Below are 17,074 nucleotides of genomic sequence, written 5' to 3'. Positions count from 1 at the left end.
CAGGAAGATGCCTATAATCTTCATTTGTCGCGGGCCGAGGACGGCCCCGTGGGCCGGAGGTTCGATCATGGTGAGTTCGCAGGCGGCTGCCGGCTTCACGGCTTCGGGCCGTCCGGTTCCGGGTCGGAGGGCGGGCGTCCCACGTCCGACAGCGTCTCGCGGGCCCGTTCGTCGACGAAGCGGGTCACGAGATGCTGGGCAGCGCCGAAAATGACGGCCCAGGCCATGATCTGCGGGCTGGAATCCAGATCGCTCAGACCTGGAATGAACGCACCCCTGATGAGCAGCACTCCTACGAACGCGGTCAGGGCCCCGGTGGGGAACTTCAACAGGGCTGCCGAAAGCGGCAGCATATAAGGACTGCTCGTCCCCTTGATCCGGCGTAGCGACGCAATGACCGTGAGAGCCGCACCGGCCAGCCCTGCCGCCTCGGTGACGAGCACGTCGACCCGCTGCGCGTAGTCGCTCGGAACGTTCCCCTTCTTCAGGGGAACCTCCCCGGAAGGACATGCGGCGAACGTCTTCCCCCCGGGGAGGAAGCACATGTTCAGCGAATCCGGGCAGTACCAGCCCCAGACCGCGAGCCCGGCCGCGCCGAGGAGAACGAAGAACGTCGCAACCCGCAGAATGATGCTGAGGCTGCGGACTCTGCTGAATTCGGCGTCCAGCGCGTCGTACGAAGCGCTCAGAGCGAGGGCGAGGAGCCCTCGGTCGCCCGGCAGCGGTCCTTTCGTCCCCATGCGTTCCGCGACCGCACTCACCTGTATCCGAAGCGGGTCGACCGGGCGAAGATGCTGTTCGACGTGGCTCAGTACGTCGGTGCTGCGGCCCGGCAGGTCTTCGTCCGCACACAGCGTCAGCAGCATCACGTCGGTCGCGCGCACATTGGCCCAGGTCCGCTCGAGGGCCGCGGCCCCGGAGAAGAGGCGGCGCCGCGCGGAGATGGCGCACCTTGCCTCCTTCAGTTGCCGCGCGATCCCCTCCAGTGTCTTCTCTCGCCGACATTGCTCAGCCCGGTCCGCTGCCTCTCGGCACCGCTCACGGTCCGCCTGCTGTTCCAGGAACAGAACGCGCGCGGCAGCACGCTCGCGCCAGGCTGTTCTATGAGCCCTGAACAGCCCCTTGGGCATGGTGGGGAGCTGAGCCACGTTCTTTCGTCGGGTCGGCCCGCAGGGGTGGGCGCACGTCGGTTTCTCCGGCGTCGGCGTGCGCCTGACCATGAGCGAAGCGATCCACAGGAGTGTGAAGACAGCGACGCTGCCTCTGGGCGTTTTCGTGCTTTCCGAACCCGTGAAGGCTTTCCCGTTGGTCATCCCGACCTCCAGTAAAGACTCCCCTCATCAGCGTAGGACTGCTGGCCAACAGGTGCACGTCAAGAAGGGCGAGGTCGTGCCCGGGCCACCGTGCGCCCGGCGGGTCGGTCGCCGTCCGGTGCCGCCCCTCAGCTCTCCCGTCCCGCCAGCACCCACCTCGACGGCAGGACGATCGGCTCACCGTCCGGTCTGGACTCGGTCGTGGTCAGGGGCAGGTCGCCGCTCGCGAGGACGGTGAGGCCGGCGTTGCGCAGGTACTCGGGGACCGCGGCGTCCGGGACCTCGCCGGGGGCGATGCCGTGCCGGAAGACCGGGGCGAGTTTGGGCGGCGGTCCCGACGGGCTCTGGGCGAGGCCGCCGAGGACGGGGCGGGCGGCCTCGGAGAGCTCGACGAGGAAGGCCCGGCCGCGGCGGCCGACGAGGGTGGCGACGGCGTCGATCACCGGCTGCCGGTCGTCGGGTTCGCACTGGTGCAGGACGCCCCGCATGTAGACGTTGGCGTCGCCGAGCTCCGCGTGCAGGGCCTCGGCCTCGCTCTTCTCGGCCGCGTCGAGGAGCCGGTAGCCGGCCAGTCCGGCGGGGTCGGCGTGCCGGGCGTGGTCCAGGGCGGCCTCGGCGACGTCGGTGCCGAGGACACGGGGGAAGCGACCGGCGAGGAAGCGGGTCTGGGTGCCGTTGCCGCAGCCGAGGTCGACCAGGGGCAGGCCCGGGTCGGCGAGGTGGGGTTCGAAGAGGGCGACGTGGACGGCGGCGGTCACGGCCGGCTCGGCGTCCCAGAACACCGCGCCCGGCTCGTCGGACGCCTCGCGCCAGAAGCCCTCCCAGGCATTGCGGTACCGACTCGTCACGCTCATGGCCCAACTCCCCAGGATGCAGCCGTGTTTGACCCGTCGTAAGTGACGGGCCAGTACGGTCTACCCTGCGCGGGTTTCGGCCACAAGCACCTGGCGCCTTCCTTCACCACCCGTTCGACGGGCGTGCGCCCCCTGGGCCGACGGCGACCGGATCAGCGGCGCCGTGCGGTGAGTTCGAACCAGACGGTCTTCCCGGCGGCCGTACGGCTGGTGCCCCACTCCCGGGCGAGGGTGGAGACCACCCGCAGTCCGCGTCCCGTCTCGGCGCCGGGGTCGGCGCCGAGCAGGGTCGGCAGGGTGTGGTCGTCGTCATCGACCTCGCAGAGCAGGGTCTCGCCGCGGATCAGCCGGAGCTGGACCGGGTGGCCGTGCGAGTGCCGGATGGCGTTGGTGACGAGTTCGCTGACCATGAGTTCGGCGGGGTCGGCGAGCCGGGCCAGGCCCCAGTCGTGGAGCTGCTCGCGGACAGCGGCGCGGGCCCGGCGGACCTCGGCCGGATCTAGCGCGAGCCGCCATTCGGCGACGTCCTCCGGCTCGATGCCGTTGAGGCGGGCCATCAGCAGCGCGACGTCGTCTTTGCGGCCACCGCGGGTGTTGAGGGAGCGGATGATGGTGTCGCAGGCGTCGTCCATGGAGGCGGCCGGGTGGGCCGCGGACTCGCAGAGGGTGGCGAGGCCGACGCCGATGTCCTCGCCGCGCATCTCGACCAGTCCGTCGGTGCACATGACCAGCCGGTCGCCGGGGTCGACGCGCACCCGCAGGGACTCGAAGGCGACTCCGCCGACGCCTATGGGCGCGCCGGTGGGCAGGTCGAGGAGTTCGCTGCGCCCGTCGACCGCCCGCACCAGCACCGGGGGGATGTGGCCGGCGTTGGCGAGGTGCAGTTCGCCCTCGATCGGGTCGTAGACGGCGTAGAGGCAGGTGGCGAGGTAGCTGTCGCCGAGGCGCTGTGCCAGGTCGTCGAGGTTGCGCAGGAGTTGGGCGGGCGGCAGGTCCATGGCCGCCATCGTCTGCACTGCGGTCCGCAACTGACCCATCATCGCGGCCGAGTTGAGGCCGTGGCCCATCACGTCGCCGACGACCAGGGCGGTGCGGGCGCCGGGGAGTTTCACGGAGTCGAACCAGTCGCCGCCGACGCGGCCGAGCAGGGTGCCCGGCAGGTACCGGGTGGCGATGTCGCAGCCCGCCATGCGCGGCGGGATGTGCGGCAGCATGCTGTCCTGGAGGGTCTCGGCGACGCTCTCCTGGAAGGTGTACATGCGGGCGTTGTCGAGCACGAGCCCGGCGCGGGCGGCGAGTTCGGCGCCGGTGACCCGGTCCATGTCGTTGAACAGCTCGCGCTCGGGGTGGCGCAGCAGGACCATGAAGCCGAGCACGACGTTGCGTGCCTTCAGCGGGACGACCAGCATCGAGCGGCCGGTGATCAGCGGCCGGATGTCGCGCTTCTCGAACTGGGAGGCGATGGCGTGGCCCATCTCCACGCTGATCCGCGGCACCAGAACCGGATCGCCGGTGGTCATGCACTGGAAGAACGGGGTGTGCGCCGGGAACGGCATGGCCTCGCCGACGGGGATGACGTCGTCCCAGCGGCCGGGTTCGTCGGTGTGCTCGACGGCGACCCGGTGCCACATGGTGGTGGTGTCCGGGACGCCGTCCGGGAACTCCTCACCGGCGACGACCTGTTCGCGCAGATAGGTGCCGGCGACATCGGTGAACCGGGGTACGACGGCTCTGCTGACCTCGATGATGGTGCGGGACAGGTCGAGCGAGGTGCCGATCTTCCCGCTGACCTCGTTGAGGAACTCCAGGCGCTCGCGGACGGCCGCGTACTCCAGGTCCTCGCCCTCGTCGTCGGCGAGTTCGGCGGGCACCGGCAGGCCCTCGGCGGCCACCCGGGCGGCCCGCTCGCGGCGGGCCATCCGTTCGGTGCGCCGGGCGACGCCCCAGTCGGGGGTCACGGGCACCCGGTCGTTCTGGCTGAACTCCAGGATGGGGTAGCCGAGTTCGAGGACCTGGGCGACGATCCGGGCGCTCTCGTCGACGCTCATGCTGGGCAGGATCTCGGGGAGCCTGCGGGCCAGCTCCTCGGCGCCGGGGAAGTCGGTGTGCAGGGCGAAGCCGGGCGCGATCCGCTCGAAGGCGATGCCCTCGTCGTGTTCGGTCCGGCGCAGTCGCTCGGCGTCGGCGGCGAGCACCAGCAGCCGCTCGTCCCCCGGCCCGACCAGCGGGTAGGACCACCAGAGCACATCGGCGCGGTCGCGGTCGGGCACGGTGATCCGGGCGCGGCCGGCGGCCGGGAAGTTCAGCCGTCCGTCGAGGGAGGACTCCAGGTCGGGGCCGAGTCCGTCGTACGCGGCGTAGGCGCCGTACGGGGTGATCTCGTCGTCGTCGGGGAGCGCGCCGGAGACGGGCAGCAGGTCGAGGACGGAGCGGCCGATGGCCTCTTCCTTGGCCGCGCCGAAGAGCCGTCGGGCGCCGCTGCTCCAGTGGGAGACCCGGCCGTCACGGTCGACGACGACCACGGCCAGGGGGATGCGGCCCGGAGCGCCCTCCCCAGCACCGAGGCTGGGATGTACGTCCCGCTCGCTGCCATGGTCCATTGCCCAGGCCCTCTCTCCCCACGGCTCCGCAAAAGATCTGTGCCGCCCGTCACTACCGTACGGTGGCCGCCGGTTGCGATGTGTGGCAATCCTGGAATTGGTTTCACCGGGTCACACCGGCGCGCAGGTCCGCGCCCCTGTGCGGCGCGCGAACCGTGTCCACCGTGCCGGTGCCGGTCCTCGCCCTCCTCGGCCCTCGCCAACGGACCTTGCCCTCGGCCTTCCGCCTTTGCTCAGTCCTCGTGGCCGAGCTGGAGATCGCGTTCGGTGCGGCCGCCGCCCGCGACCTGGAGGACCGTGGCGACCGGCGGGTAACCGGCGGCGATGACCGTGTACTCGCCGGAGGACAGGTCCACGAACCGGAACGTTCCGTCGGCGCCGGTGGTGAGGGTGTCCACGACGTTCCCGGCGGCGTCGAGCAGCGTCACCCGCGCGTCCTCCACAGGGCGGCCTCCCCCGGCCCGGACCGTGCCCTTCAGCACGGCGCCGCCCGCGAGTTCGACGTTCTGCCGGGTCTCCCGGGAGGCCTGGACGGTGACCGGGAGGGCGGCGGGGCGGAAGGCGGGGGCGCTGGCGGCGAGGGTGTACTCGCCGGCCACCAGCTCGCTGATGACATAGCCGCCCTCGCGGCCGCTGCGCACACTGGCGACGACCTCGCCGTGCACGTTGGTGAGGGTGACGGTGGCGTCCCGTACGGGTGTGCCGTCGGCGGTGAGCACGCTGCCCGCAAGCCGTCCGGCGCCGCCGAGGACGACGTCCAGCTCGACGGGCCGCTCGCCGACCGTCACGGTGACGGCCTGCGGCTGGTGGCCGCCGGCGGCGGCGATCAGGACGTACGACCCGGAGCCGGGCGTGGCCAGGGCGTACCGGCCGTCCTCCCCGCTGGCGCCCCGGCCGACCTGCCGGCCGACGGCGTCGATGAGGGTGAGCGCGGCGCGCGGCACCACGGTCCCGTCGGGATGCTGCACCGTGCCGCAGACGGGGATCCCGGCGCCGGCGTACGGCGACCGGGCCTGCGGGATCGGGGCGTTCACGGCTTCGGACTCCGTTTCGGTGGTGGGGTGGGACACCAGCGGTTTCTCCTTGAGGAAGCAGGCGACGAGCAGGCCGAGGAGGAGCACCGGGACCAGGTAGAGGAAGATCCGGGGCATCGCGTCGGCGTAGGCGCGGATGTAGGCGTCGCGCAGCGCCGGGGGCAGCGCGTGCACGACCTGCGGGGTGAGGGACTCGGGGTCGGGCAGGCGGGTGCCGGCCCGGGCGGGGAGACGTCGGTGCAGGGCGTCGGTGAGCCGGTCGGCGAAGAGGGTGCCGAAGACGGCGGCGCCGACGCTGCCGCCGATCTGCCGGAAGTAGTTGTTGGCGCTGGTGGCGGTGCCGAGGTCGGCGGGCCGTACGGAGTTCTGCACGGCGAGGACGAGCACCGGCATCACCATGCCGATCCCGGCGCCGAGCACGGCCATCCAGATGCTGTACTGCCAGCGCGGGGTGTCGACTTCGAGGCGGGACAGCAGCCACATCCCCACGACGGACAGCCCGCCGCCGAGCACCGGGTGGATGCGGTAGCGACCGGTGTGGCTGATGAGCTGTCCCGAGACGATCGAGGCGCCGACGATCCCGCCCATCATGGGGAGCATCAGCAGCCCGGACTCGGTCGCCGAGGCGCCGTCGACCATCTGCAGGAAGGTCGGCAGATAACTGGCCGCGCCGAACAGGGCGACGCCGACGACCAGTCCGACGAGTCCGCTCACGTTGAAGACGGAGTCCCGGAACAGCCGCAGCGGGATGAGGGGTTCGACCGCGTGGTGCTCGACGACGAGGAACAGCACGGTGGCGGCCACCGCGCCGGCCCCCAGCCCGATGATGGCGCGCGAGCCCCACGCGTACTCCGTGCCGCCCCAACTGGTCAGCAGGACAAGGCAGGTGGAGGTGGTGGCGAGCAACAGCGCGCCCAGCACGTCGAAACGGCCGCGGGCCCGGGGCTTGGGCAGCTTCAGCACGAGGGTGATGACGGCCAGGGTGACCAGCCCGAAGGGCACGTTGACGTAGAAGCACCAGCGCCAGGTGAGGTGGTCGGTGAAGTAGCCGCCGAGCAGCGGCCCGGCGACGGAGGCGAGGCCGAAGGCGGCGCCGATCAGGCCCATGAAGCGGCCGCGCTGCCGGGGCGGCACGATGTCGGCGATGATCGCCTGCACCCCGATCATCAACCCGCCCGCGCCGACGCCCTGGACGGCGCGGAAGGCGATCAGCTGGTCCATGCTCTGCGCCCGTCCGGCCAGCGCGGAGCCGACGGCGAAGGCCAGGATCGCGAACTGGAAGACGCCCTTGCGGCCGATGAGGTCGCCGAGCTTGCCGTAGACGGGGAGGCCGACGGTGGCGGTGAGCAGGTAGGCGGTGATCGCCCAGGACATCCTGTCGAGGCCGTGCAGCTCGCCGACGATCTTCGGCAGCGCGGTGGCCACGATCATCTGGTCCAGCGCGGCGAGGAGCAGGGCGAGCATCAGCCCGCAGAACACCAACCGGGTGCGGCGCGGGCCGAGTCCGGAGGCCGGGGCGGGTTCCGGCACGGGGGCGTCCACGGGCGCCGCGGCCGGTTCCTCGTACTGCACCAGCGTCGTTCCGCCCACGTACCGCTCCCCTCGTCGCGCCTGCGCACAATTCCCGCCTTATTTCCCGTAGGGCGACAACTGCGAGCAAGCACGACGAGTTACGGCACGCGACCGGCCGGACCGTAGATCCACTCGAACCGGTGAGGGGCCAACAGGCCCGGATCTCCGGGAGGTTACTTCCCGACCTCGGCTTCGAGCCGGTCGAGCACCAGGTCGTAGATCCGGCCGAGGCCCTTGGGCGCGAAGGTCTTCTCGAAGAAGCCGCCGATACCGCCGGCGCCCTGCCAGGTGGTGTGCACGACCACCTTGGACCGACCCTCGCCGGCCGGGGTGACGCGCCAGGTGGTGACCATGGAGGAGTTGCGGTCCTTCTCGACCAGCTCGCCGTCCGTGGGCTCGCTGACCTCCAGGAGGCAGTCGCGGACGCGCTTGCTGGTGGCCTGGAGCCTCCAGTGGACCAGGGTGCCCTCGCCGTCGCCGCCCTCGCGCACCTCGTACTCGCTGAAGTGCTCGGGCAGCAGCTTCGCGCGCGTGCCGCTGTAGTCGGCGATCGCGTCGAACACCGTCTCCGCGTCCGCGGCGACGACCCGCTCCGTAGTGGCCTCGACCTGCGCCATCGCTTTCCTCCAGCACCTGAGTTCTCGGGGTTGCGCCAAGCCAATCACCCCGGCGCCCGGCCGCCCAAATCGGGGTGCCGGAAGCGGTCGGAAACGCGATCGGAATCGGTGTCCGCGCGGTCTCCACAGATCGTTCGCACGATCATGGGAACAGATGTTCTATTCTCTGGGGCAGTGCTACCGAGGAGGCGTCATGCGCTGGGAGAACCTCACCGAGGAGACCGGGCCCGCCCGGGCCGGCACCGCGCTGTTCGGCGCGGACGTGGTCACGACCCGGACCTTCGACACGCCTGAATTCCGGGGAATCACCTTCCACGAGGTGCGGGCGCGGTCGATCATCAACCGCGTGCCCGGCGCCTCGCGGATGCCGTTCGAGTGGACCGTGAACCCGTACCGGGGCTGCACGCACGCGTGCGTGTACTGCTTCGCCCGCAAGACCCACAGCTATCTGGACCTGGACACCGGGCTCGGCTTCGACAGCCAGATCGTGGTCAAGGTGAACGCGCCGGACCTGCTCCGCCGCCAGCTGGGCTCACGCCGCTGGCTCGGCGACCACATCGCGATGGGCACCAACGTCGACTGCTACCAGCGCGCCGAGGGCCGCTACCGGCTGATGCCGGGGATCCTCTCCGCCCTCACCGAGCACGCGAACCCGTTCTCGATCCTGACCAAGGGCACCCTGATCCTGCGCGACCTCGACCTGCTGCGCCGGGCGGCGGACGTCACGGACGTCGGGATCTCGGTCTCGGTCGGCTTCGTCGACCCCGAGCTGTGGCGCACGGTGGAGCCGGGCACCCCCGCCCCCGAGCGCCGGCTGGACGTCGTACGCGCCCTCGCCGAGGCCGGCATCGGCTGCGGGGTCCTGATGGCGCCGGTGATCCCCTTCCTCGGCGACCACCCGGCCCAGCTCCGGGCCACCGTACGGGCGATCGCGGCGGCCGGGGCCACCTCGGTGACGCCCCTGGTGCTGCATCTGCGGCCCGGCGCCCGCGAGTGGTTCATGAGCTGGCTCGCGGCGCATCACCCGCATCTGGTGCGGCGCTACGAGCGGCTGTACGCGGAGGGCGCCTACGCGCCCAAGTGGTACCAGCGCCGGATCACCCGTCAGGTGCACGAGCTGGCCCAGGAGTACGGCATCGGGCCGAACCGCGCGGACACCCCCCGCCGGATCCCGGTGCCGGCGGCGGTCGAGGAGCCCGCGCTGCCGGAGCCGACGCAGCTAACGCTGCTCTGAGGGCGTCGGCGACCGGAGGGGGCGTTCGGGCGCACACCTGGGCGCAATTGGGTCATTAATCGTCAGAATGGGTTCTTCCGGGGGCCGTTGCCGGGACTATGCGGCGAGGGACCGTGACACGTGCGGTCCGCGACCCTCCGTCCTGGGAGGACCCCATGCGAACACGCGCAGCCGTGCTGTGCGCCGCCGCCGCTGTCGTGGCCGGTTCGGTCACCGCCCTGCCCGCGAGCGCCGCCACCCGAGCCCCCGTCCAGGTGTCCCCGGTCACCTGGAAGAAGTGCGGCACCACCGACTACCCGACGCTCCAGTGCGGCTCGGTCAGGGTGCCCCTCGACCACCGGAACCCCCGCGGCAGGCAGATCACCCTCGCCCTCTCCCGCGTCCCGCACACCGCGCCGGCCTCTCAGGGGCCGCTGCTGGTCAACCCGGGCGGCCCCGGCGGCAGCGGGCTGGCCCTCGCGGGCTTCGTGGCGTCCACGCTGCCCAAGAAGGTGGCGGCCCAGTACGACGTCATCGGCTTCGACCCGCGCGGGGTCGGCAGGAGCGGTCCGGCGGTCGACTGCGCGCCCGGCTACTTCAAGCCGGTGCGCCCCGACTCGGTCCCGGCCACCCCCGCTCTCGAACAGGCGAACCTCAAGCGGGTGCAGTCGTTCGCGGCGGCCTGCGGCAAGAAGTACGCGAGCGTGCTGCCGTACCTCGACACGGTCAGCGCCGCGCAGGACATGGACTCGGTCCGCGAGGCCCTCGGGGCCCGGCAGATCAGCTACTTCGGCTACTCCTACGGCACCTACCTGGGCGCGGTGTACGCGAAGCTGCACCCGGACCGGGTCCGCCGCCTGGTCCTGGACTCGATCGTCGACCCCACGGGCGTCTGGTACGAGGACAACCTGAGCCAGGACTACGCGTTCGACGACCGCCAGCACGCCCTGATGGCGTGGATCGCCAAGTACGACTCGACGTACAGGCTCGGCACCGACCCGGCGAAGGTGGAGGCCGCGTGGTACGCCATGCGGGCCGCACTGGCGAAGAAGCCGGCGGGCGGCAAGGTGGGCGCCTCCGAACTGGAGGACACCTTCATCCCGGGCGGCTACTACAACGGCTACTGGCCCTACCTGGCCGACGCGTTCTCCGCCTACGTCAACGGCAGGAAGACGGCGGCGCTGGTCGAGGCGTACGAGAACTTCGCCGCCGTCGACGCGTCCGGCGACAACGGGTACAGCGTCTACGCGGCCGTCCAGTGCCGGGACTCCTCCTGGCCGCGGGACTGGGACCAGTGGCGCAAGGACAACTGGGCGGCGTACGAGAAGGCGCCGTTCATGGTCTGGAACAACGCCTGGTACAACGCGGCGTGCGCGTACTGGCCGACGAAGACGCTGCAGCCGCCGAACATCGCCAACGGCAAGCTGCCGGCGGCCCTCCTCTTCCAGGCGACGGACGACGCGGCCACGCCCTACCAGGGCGGCGTCACGGTCCACCGGCTGCTGGCCGGCTCCGGCCTGGTCGTGGAACAGGGCGGCGGCAACCACGGCATCACCCTCAGCGGCAACACCTGCCTGGACACGTACCTCGCCACGTACCTGACCGACGGCACGGTCCCGCACGGCGACGGCACCGCCGACGCGGTCTGCCGGAAAACCCCGGACCCGAAGCCCCTCACCGCCAAGGCGGCCTCGACGTCGTCCCGCGGCTCGACCCTGCACGGCCTGCTGGGCTTCCGCGGCTGAACCGGCCCTGAAGGCCCTGGCGGTGGTGGCCGGCCGCCGCCGGATCCCGGGCGGGCGGGGCCGTCCCCTCCCCTAGGGTGCCGTCATGAACGACGAGAACCCGCTCCGCGGCCCCGCCCCCGACGCCCCCTCCCTCCAGGTCCGCCCGATGACACTCGACGACTGCGACCGGGTCTCGGAGATACGCGTCCGGGGCTGGCAGTACGCCTACCGGGGTCTCATGCCGCAGCCGTTCCTGGACGGGCTCAGTGTCGAACGGGACGCTGAGCGGCGGCGGGCCCGGTTCCTGGACGGCGGGGACGGGGTGACGGAGCTGGTCGTCGAGCGGGACGGCGCCATCGTGGGGTGGGCCGCGCACGGGCCGTACCGGGAGGGCGAAGTGCGCACCGGGGACGCCGAGTTGTACGCCATCTACGTGGACGCCGCGCACCTGGGCACCGGCGCCGGGCGGGCGCTGCTCGCGACGGTCCTCGGGCAGTGCGCCGGGTACGCGCGCGTGTACCTGTGGGTGCTGAAGGGCAACGCGCGCGCCCGGCGGTTCTACGAGATCGCGGGCTTCGCGGCGGACGGCGCCGAGGAGCCGTACGTGGTCGACGGGGTGCCGGTGCCCGAGGTGCGGTACGTCATCGAGCCCGGCGTCACCTCGGCCTAGGGATGCGGGCCAGGGCCTGGACCGCGGCTTCGGCGAGGGTGGGATGGGCCAGGGCCTCGTTCAGGACGCGGCGGGCGCGCGTGTCGCCGAGGCATCCGAGGCCGTCCACGCAGGCGAGGGCGACCTTGCGATAGGGATCGTGCGGGCGCAGCCGGCGTTCCAGGGTGGTGATCAGGGCGGGGACGGACTCCGGGGCCCGGAGTTCGACCAGGAGGCGGACGGGGTGCAGGGCGTAGGCGACGCGGAGTTCGTTGGTGGCGAGGGCGGCGGCCGCGCGGGCGGTGCGCGGGTCCTGGAGTCGGGAGAGGGCGTAGGCCGCGGAGGCGCAGCGGGGTGGGTCACGGTGGTTGAGCAGCAGGACCAGGGTCTCGAAGGCCCGCCGGTCACCGGCCGTCCCCAGCCGGAACGCCGCCAGCTCCCTGGCCCACAGGGGCTGTCCGGCGGCGGTGAGCACCTCCGCCAGTTCGTCGTGGTCCCCGGTGGCCAGGAGCCGGTGGTAGGCGGCGGTCCCCTGCGACTCCTGCCGCAAACGCTCCGTGAGTGATCGCAACTCTTCGTCCACGAAGCCCAGATTAGAGGGGTCGCGGGAGCAGGGGGACGTACATCACAAAGTCCGGGGGCTGGCGCGCTCGTTACCCGCCGGTTAAGCTCAATCGAGCGAGTCACCCACTCGCAGTAACGCTCACGCCGGTTTGGTGACGCAGCCGCGTGAGTATCAGGTCGGTTCGGTACCTCGGTACCGCAGTACGACTCGGCTTTGGGACAGGGCCGGTCGGAATCCGCCGCTCCCGGGCGTGTGCACGCCCGCGGCAGCAGCACCGGGCGTGTGCGCTCGCAGCCCGGCGACACCCGCATTCACGCAGCTCTCTCCGCACCCGGTGCGCCCCCTCGGCGCACCCGGGCGCGTTTCCAGTCGTCACCCTCATTCCTGGAGTCCCGCGATGGCCACTCCCCAGTCCGACTCTTCTCTGTCCCCGCTCAAGACGATCGCCGTCGTCGGCCTCGGCACGATGGGCACCGGTATCACCGAGGTCCTCGCGAAGGCCGGCCGCGAGGTGATCGGCATCGACGTCAGCGAGGCCCAGGCCGCCCGGTCCGTCGCCGCGCTGGAGACCTCCACGGCCCGTGCCGTGGCCCGCGGCAGGCTGACCGAGCAGGAGCGCGCCGACGTCCTCGGCCGGATCCGCACCGGCACCGACCTGACGGCCGCGGCCGACGCCGACCTCGTCATCGAGGTGGTCCCGGAGTCGTACGACATCAAGCACCAGATCTTCCGCGAGCTGGACGCCGTCGTCCGCCCCGGGACGATCCTCGCGACCGGCACCAACGCGCTCTCCGTGACCCGCCTCGCCGCCGACTCGGCCCACCCCGAGCGCGTCCTCGGCCTGCACTTCTTCAACCCGGCCCCGGCGATGAAGCTGGTCGAGGTGGTCTCCTCGGTGCTCACCGCGCCGGGCGCCGTCGCCGCCGTCACCGACCTGGCGATCGAGCTGGGCAAGGAGCCGGTCGCGGTCGGCGACCGCCCCGGGTTCGTCGCGGACGGCCTGCTGTTCGGCTACCTCAACCAGGCTGCCGCGATGTACGAGGCGAAGTACGCCTCCCGCGAGGACATCGACGCGGCCATGCGGCTCGGCTGCGGCCTGCCGATGGGCCCCCTCGCCCTGCTCGACCTGATCGGCATCGACACCGCGCGTACGGTCCTGGAGGCCATGTACGCCGAGTCCCGCGACCGCCTGCACGCCCCGGCGCCCCTCCTCAAGCAGCTCAGCGAGGCGGGCCTGACCGGCCGCAAGTCCGGGCGTGGCTTCTACACCTACGAGGCCCCCGGCAGCGCCACCGTCGTCCGCGACGCCCTCACCCCGCTGGACGGGGCCGCGCCCACCCCGGGCCGTACGGTCCGCTCGGTCGGTGTCGCCGGCTCCGGCACCATGGCCTCCGGCATCGCCGAGGTCTTCGCCAAGGCCGGGTACGAGGTCGTCCTCGCCGCCCGCAGCGAGGAGAAGGCGCAGGCGGCGAAGGCCAGGATCGGCAAGTCCCTGGACCGCTCCGTCGGCAAGGGCCGGATGACCGCCGAGGCGGCCGCGCAGACCCTGGACCTGATCACCCCGGCGGGTTCGTACGACGCCTTCGCCGACGTCGACCTCGCCGTCGAGGCGGTCGCGGAGGACCTGGAGGTCAAGCGGCAGCTGTTCGCGACCTTCGACAAGGTCTGCAAGCCGGGCGCGGTCCTCGCCACCACCACCTCCTCGCTGCCGGTCGTCGCCTGCGCCCGCGCCACCTCGCGTCCGCAGGACGTGATCGGCATGCACTTCTTCAACCCGGCGCCGGCCATGAAGCTGGTCGAGGTCGTCCGTACCGTGCTGACGGCGGAGGACGTCCACGCCACGGTCCGCGAGGTCTGCGCGAAGATCCGCAAGCACGCGGTCGACTGCGGCGACCGGGCCGGATTCATCGTCAACGCGCTGCTGTTCCCGTATCTCAACAACGCGATCAAGATGGTCGAGGAGCACTACGCGTCCCTCGACGACATCGACGCGGCGATGAAGCTGGGCGGCGGCTACCCGATGGGTCCGTTCGAGCTCCTGGACGTGGTCGGCCTGGACGTGTCGCTCGCCATCGAGAAGGTGCTGCACCGGGAGTTCCGCGACCCGGGCCTCGCGCCCGCGCCGCTCCTGGAGCACCTGGTGGCCGCGGGCTGCCTCGGCCGCAAGACCGGCCGCGGCTTCCGCGAATATGCCCGCCGCTGACGGCGTCGGCGACTGGTTCCGGGACGAGAAGGAGTGGGGCGGGCTGCTCGACCCCACCGCCGGCCCCCCGCCCTTCGCGGGCGGGGGAAACCCCGGACATGCGCATCAAGCTGCGCACATGCAGTACGTTCGGGTCATGCCCCAGCCCGCGAAGTCCTCACGTACCGCCGCCACGCCCGACGCGCCGGAGAGTGCCGCGGGCAGCCGCGCGGCGGCCCAGCGGCTCAAGATGCGCAGGGAACTGGCGGCAGCCGCGATGGAGCTCTTCGCGACGAAGGGGTACGAGGCGACCACCGTCGACGAGATCGCGGCCGCGGCCGGGGTCGCCCGGCGCACCTTCTTCCGCCACTTCCGCTCCAAGGAAGAGGCGATCTTCCCCGACCACGACGACACGCTGATCCGCGCCGAGGCCGTGCTGAACGCGGCGCCGGCCCATGAACACCCGCTCGACACGGTGTGCCGCGGCATCAAGGAAGTCATGAAGATGTACGCGGCCCGGCCGGAGATCTCGGTCGCCCGCTACAAGCTCACCCGCGAGGTGCCCACCCTCCGCGAGGCCGAGATCGCCTCGGTGGCCCGCTACGAGCGGCTCTTCACCCGCTACCTCCTCGGCCACTTCGACGAGCACGCCCACGCGGACGACGCGAACGACGACCCGCTGCTGGCCGAGGTCGCGGCGTCGGCGGTGGTCACCGCCCACAACCACGTGCTGCGGCGCTGGCTGCGGGCGGGGGGACAAGGTGACGTCGAGCTGCAGCTGGACCACGCCTTCGCGATCGTCCGCAAGACGTTCGGGAACGGGATCGGGGCGGGCAGGGAGGCTGCGCCCCGGCCGGCCGCGCCGGCTTCAGTGGCCTCGCAGGGTGAGGTGCTGGTGACGGTGGCTCGCACGGATGCGCCGCTGGACGAAGTGATGCGCACGATCGAGCAGGCGCTGAAGGAGCGGTCGTAGCACGACGGTAGTGGCGGGTTGCGGTCACCGAACCGCGGCTCCGCCGCTCGTCCTCAAACGCCGGACGGGCTGAGTGGGTACCCACAGCCCGGGCTGAAAAGTGCGCTTTAGTGCCTACTTGTCGGGAACTTTGATCGATCATCGCTCATTTGTTACGTAAAGATTTCATCTGAGAGCGATTCCTGGCACTCAGTGCCTTGCCACCTGACACGCGGTGTCATACGTTGATGGTGTCCGGCCTGTCCCGGCGAACCCACCAGTTCGCCCGCCGGACGCCTGCGTCACAGGCAACCTCCCGCGCCACAAAGCGCTGCCGAAGCACCACCCCCGCCGAACCGACGGCACCTCTCCCCAAACCCTCAGCAGCACCGACGTAACCCTCAGCGCCCCTTCCCTCGGGGGCGCGCATCGCCGGAGGCAACACCGTGACCACTCAGGCCATTCTGGACGCGATCCAGTCGCCGGAATCTACGCCGGCCGACTTCGCCGCCCTGCCGCTCCCCGAGTCGTACCGCGCGATCACCGTGCACAAGGACGAGACGGACATGTTCGCGGGCCTGGAGACCCGCGACAAGGACCCGCGCAAGTCGATCCACCTCGACGAGGTCCCCCTGCCCGAGCTGGGCCCGGGCGAGGCCCTGGTCGCCGTCATGGCATCGAGTGTCAACTACAACTCGGTGTGGACCTCGATCTTCGAGCCGCTGTCGACCTTCGGCTTCCTGGAGCGGTACGGCCGCCTCAGCGAGCTGACCAAGCGGCACGACCTGCCGTACCACATCATCGGCTCCGACCTCGCGGGCGTCGTCCTGCGCACCGGCCCGGGCGTCAACGCCTGGAAGCCCGGTGACGAGGTCGTCGCGCACTGCCTCAGCGTGGAGCTGGAGTCCAGCGACGGGCACAACGACACGATGCTCGACCCCGAGCAGCGGATCTGGGGCTTCGAGACCAACTTCGGCGGCCTCGCCGAGATCGCGCTCGTCAAGTCCAACCAGCTGATGCCGAAGCCGAACCACCTCAGCTGGGAGGAGGCCGCCGCCCCGGGCCTGGTCAACTCCACCGCCTACCGGCAGCTGGTCTCCCGCAACGGCGCCGGCATGAAGCAGGGCGACAACGTGCTCATCTGGGGCGCGAGCGGCGGACTCGGCTCGTACGCCACGCAGTTCGCGCTGGCCGGCGGCGCCAACCCCGTCTGTGTCGTGTCCTCGCCGCAGAAGGCGGACATCTGCCGGTCCATGGGCGCCGAGGCGATCATCGACCGCAACGCCGAGGACTACAAGTTCTGGAAGAACGAGCGGGAGCAGGACCCCCGCGAGTGGAAGCGCTTCGGCAAGCGCATCCGCGAGTTCACCGGCGGCGAGGACATCGACATCGTCTTCGAACACCCCGGCCGCGAGACCTTCGGCGCCTCCGTCTTCGTCACCCGCAAGGGCGGCACCATCACCACCTGCGCCTCCACCTCGGGCTACATGCACGAGTACGACAACCGCTACCTGTGGATGTCCCTGAAGCGGATCATCGGCTCGCACTTCGCCAACTACCGCGAGGCCTGGGAGGCCAACCGGCTGATCGCGAAGGGCAAGATCCACCCGACGCTGTCGAGGACCTACTCCCTGGAGGAAACCGGCCAGGCCGCCTACGACGTGCACCGCAACCTCCACCAGGGCAAGGTCGGCGTGCTCTGCCTCGCTCCCGAGGAGGGCCTCGGCGTGCGCGACGGGGAGATGCGGGCCAAGCACCTCGACGCCATCAACCGCTTCCGCAACATCTGAGACACC

The 17,074-nt window shown here is 71.4% G+C and carries 12 protein-coding genes; 6 read left to right on the top strand and 6 right to left on the bottom strand.

Going from position 1 to position 17,074, the window contains the following annotated elements; translation table 11 throughout:
* Positions 1-95 precede the first annotated feature (95 nt).
* The 5 genes from ABZ887_RS41065 to ABZ887_RS41045 form a co-directional block, all read right to left on the bottom strand.
* Positions 96-1,313: a hypothetical protein gene (locus tag ABZ887_RS41065; protein WP_361301959.1), complete on the bottom strand. Its 1,218-nt coding sequence runs from the start codon at positions 1,311-1,313 to the stop codon at positions 96-98.
* A 128-nt stretch (positions 1,314-1,441) separates the two neighbouring features.
* Entirely contained in the window at positions 1,442-2,167 is a 726-nt protein-coding gene (locus tag ABZ887_RS41060; RefSeq protein WP_361301956.1) for a class I SAM-dependent methyltransferase, read from the bottom strand.
* Positions 2,168-2,319: 152 nt separating this feature from the next.
* Positions 2,320-4,767 carry a SpoIIE family protein phosphatase gene (locus ABZ887_RS41055; RefSeq protein ID WP_361301953.1) on the bottom strand — a complete coding sequence of 816 codons (2,448 nt, stop codon included), beginning with the start codon at positions 4,765-4,767 and terminating at the stop codon, positions 2,320-2,322.
* Positions 4,768-5,000: 233 nt separating this feature from the next.
* Complete coding sequence (locus ABZ887_RS41050) at positions 5,001-7,391, bottom strand: MFS transporter (protein WP_361301950.1); 2,391 nt, start codon at positions 7,389-7,391, stop codon at positions 5,001-5,003.
* Between the two features lie 155 nt (positions 7,392-7,546).
* Entirely contained in the window at positions 7,547-7,990 is a 444-nt protein-coding gene (locus ABZ887_RS41045) for an SRPBCC family protein (RefSeq protein WP_361301947.1), read from the bottom strand.
* 193 nt (positions 7,991-8,183) lie between these two features.
* Between ABZ887_RS41045 and ABZ887_RS41040 the strand changes: the two genes are divergently transcribed.
* From ABZ887_RS41040 to ABZ887_RS41030, 3 genes are all read left to right on the top strand, one after another.
* Complete coding sequence (locus tag ABZ887_RS41040; RefSeq protein WP_361301944.1) at positions 8,184-9,224, top strand: Rv2578c family radical SAM protein; 1,041 nt, start codon at positions 8,184-8,186, stop codon at positions 9,222-9,224.
* A 155-nt stretch (positions 9,225-9,379) separates the two neighbouring features.
* Positions 9,380-10,948 carry an alpha/beta hydrolase gene (locus tag ABZ887_RS41035; protein ID WP_361301942.1) on the top strand — a complete coding sequence of 523 codons (1,569 nt, stop codon included), beginning with the start codon at positions 9,380-9,382 and terminating at the stop codon, positions 10,946-10,948.
* 85 nt (positions 10,949-11,033) lie between these two features.
* Positions 11,034-11,600 carry a GNAT family N-acetyltransferase gene (locus ABZ887_RS41030; protein WP_361301939.1) on the top strand — a complete coding sequence of 189 codons (567 nt, stop codon included), beginning with the start codon at positions 11,034-11,036 and terminating at the stop codon, positions 11,598-11,600.
* Here ABZ887_RS41030 and ABZ887_RS41025 read toward each other — a convergent pair.
* On the bottom strand, positions 11,587-12,162 hold the full coding sequence (locus tag ABZ887_RS41025; RefSeq protein ID WP_361301936.1) for an adenylosuccinate lyase: 576 nt from the start codon (positions 12,160-12,162) through the stop codon (positions 11,587-11,589). The two genes, ABZ887_RS41030 and ABZ887_RS41025, sit on opposite strands and share 14 nt — an antisense overlap.
* 379 nt (positions 12,163-12,541) lie before the next feature.
* On the opposite strand from ABZ887_RS41025, the gene ABZ887_RS41020 reads away from it, so the two are divergent.
* The 3 genes from ABZ887_RS41020 (at position 12,542) to ccrA (ending at position 17,068) form a co-directional block, all read left to right on the top strand.
* The gene (locus ABZ887_RS41020) at positions 12,542-14,347 is read left to right on the top strand and encodes a 3-hydroxyacyl-CoA dehydrogenase family protein (RefSeq protein WP_361301933.1); all 1,806 of its coding nucleotides are present in this window, start codon (positions 12,542-12,544) and stop codon (positions 14,345-14,347) included.
* 136 nt (positions 14,348-14,483) lie between these two features.
* Positions 14,484-15,299, top strand: a complete 816-nt coding sequence (locus ABZ887_RS41015) for a TetR family transcriptional regulator (RefSeq protein ID WP_361301930.1) — start codon at positions 14,484-14,486, stop codon at positions 15,297-15,299.
* A 425-nt stretch (positions 15,300-15,724) separates the two neighbouring features.
* Complete coding sequence (ccrA, locus tag ABZ887_RS41010) at positions 15,725-17,068, top strand: crotonyl-CoA carboxylase/reductase (RefSeq protein WP_361301927.1); 1,344 nt, start codon at positions 15,725-15,727, stop codon at positions 17,066-17,068.
* Positions 17,069-17,074 lie beyond the last annotated feature (6 nt).

Origin of the sequence: Streptomyces sp. NPDC047061, assembly GCF_040643955.1 — a bacterium.
Taxonomy (GTDB): domain Bacteria; phylum Actinomycetota; class Actinomycetes; order Streptomycetales; family Streptomycetaceae; genus Streptomyces.
Note: the sequence above shows the minus strand (reverse complement) of the source record. Positions and strands in the feature narration are given on the sequence as shown.

What these genes read in the sequence shown, in the direction of transcription:
- ABZ887_RS41060 (WP_361301956.1), bottom strand. Translation starts at nt 2,167, where the DNA reads ATGAGCGTGACGAGTCGGTACCGCAATGCCTGGGAGGGCTTCTGGCGC.
- ABZ887_RS41030 (WP_361301939.1), top strand. Translation starts at nt 11,034, where the DNA reads ATGAACGACGAGAACCCGCTCCGCGGCCCCGCCCCCGACGCCCCCTCC.
- ABZ887_RS41065 (WP_361301959.1), bottom strand. Translation starts at nt 1,313, where the DNA reads ATGACCAACGGGAAAGCCTTCACGGGTTCGGAAAGCACGAAAACGCCC.
- ABZ887_RS41045 (WP_361301947.1), bottom strand. Translation starts at nt 7,990, where the DNA reads ATGGCGCAGGTCGAGGCCACTACGGAGCGGGTCGTCGCCGCGGACGCG.
- ABZ887_RS41035 (WP_361301942.1), top strand. Translation starts at nt 9,380, where the DNA reads ATGCGAACACGCGCAGCCGTGCTGTGCGCCGCCGCCGCTGTCGTGGCC.
- ABZ887_RS41055 (WP_361301953.1), bottom strand. Translation starts at nt 4,767, where the DNA reads ATGGACCATGGCAGCGAGCGGGACGTACATCCCAGCCTCGGTGCTGGG.
- ABZ887_RS41015 (WP_361301930.1), top strand. Translation starts at nt 14,484, where the DNA reads ATGCCCCAGCCCGCGAAGTCCTCACGTACCGCCGCCACGCCCGACGCG.
- ABZ887_RS41020 (WP_361301933.1), top strand. Translation starts at nt 12,542, where the DNA reads ATGGCCACTCCCCAGTCCGACTCTTCTCTGTCCCCGCTCAAGACGATC.
- ABZ887_RS41040 (WP_361301944.1), top strand. Translation starts at nt 8,184, where the DNA reads ATGCGCTGGGAGAACCTCACCGAGGAGACCGGGCCCGCCCGGGCCGGC.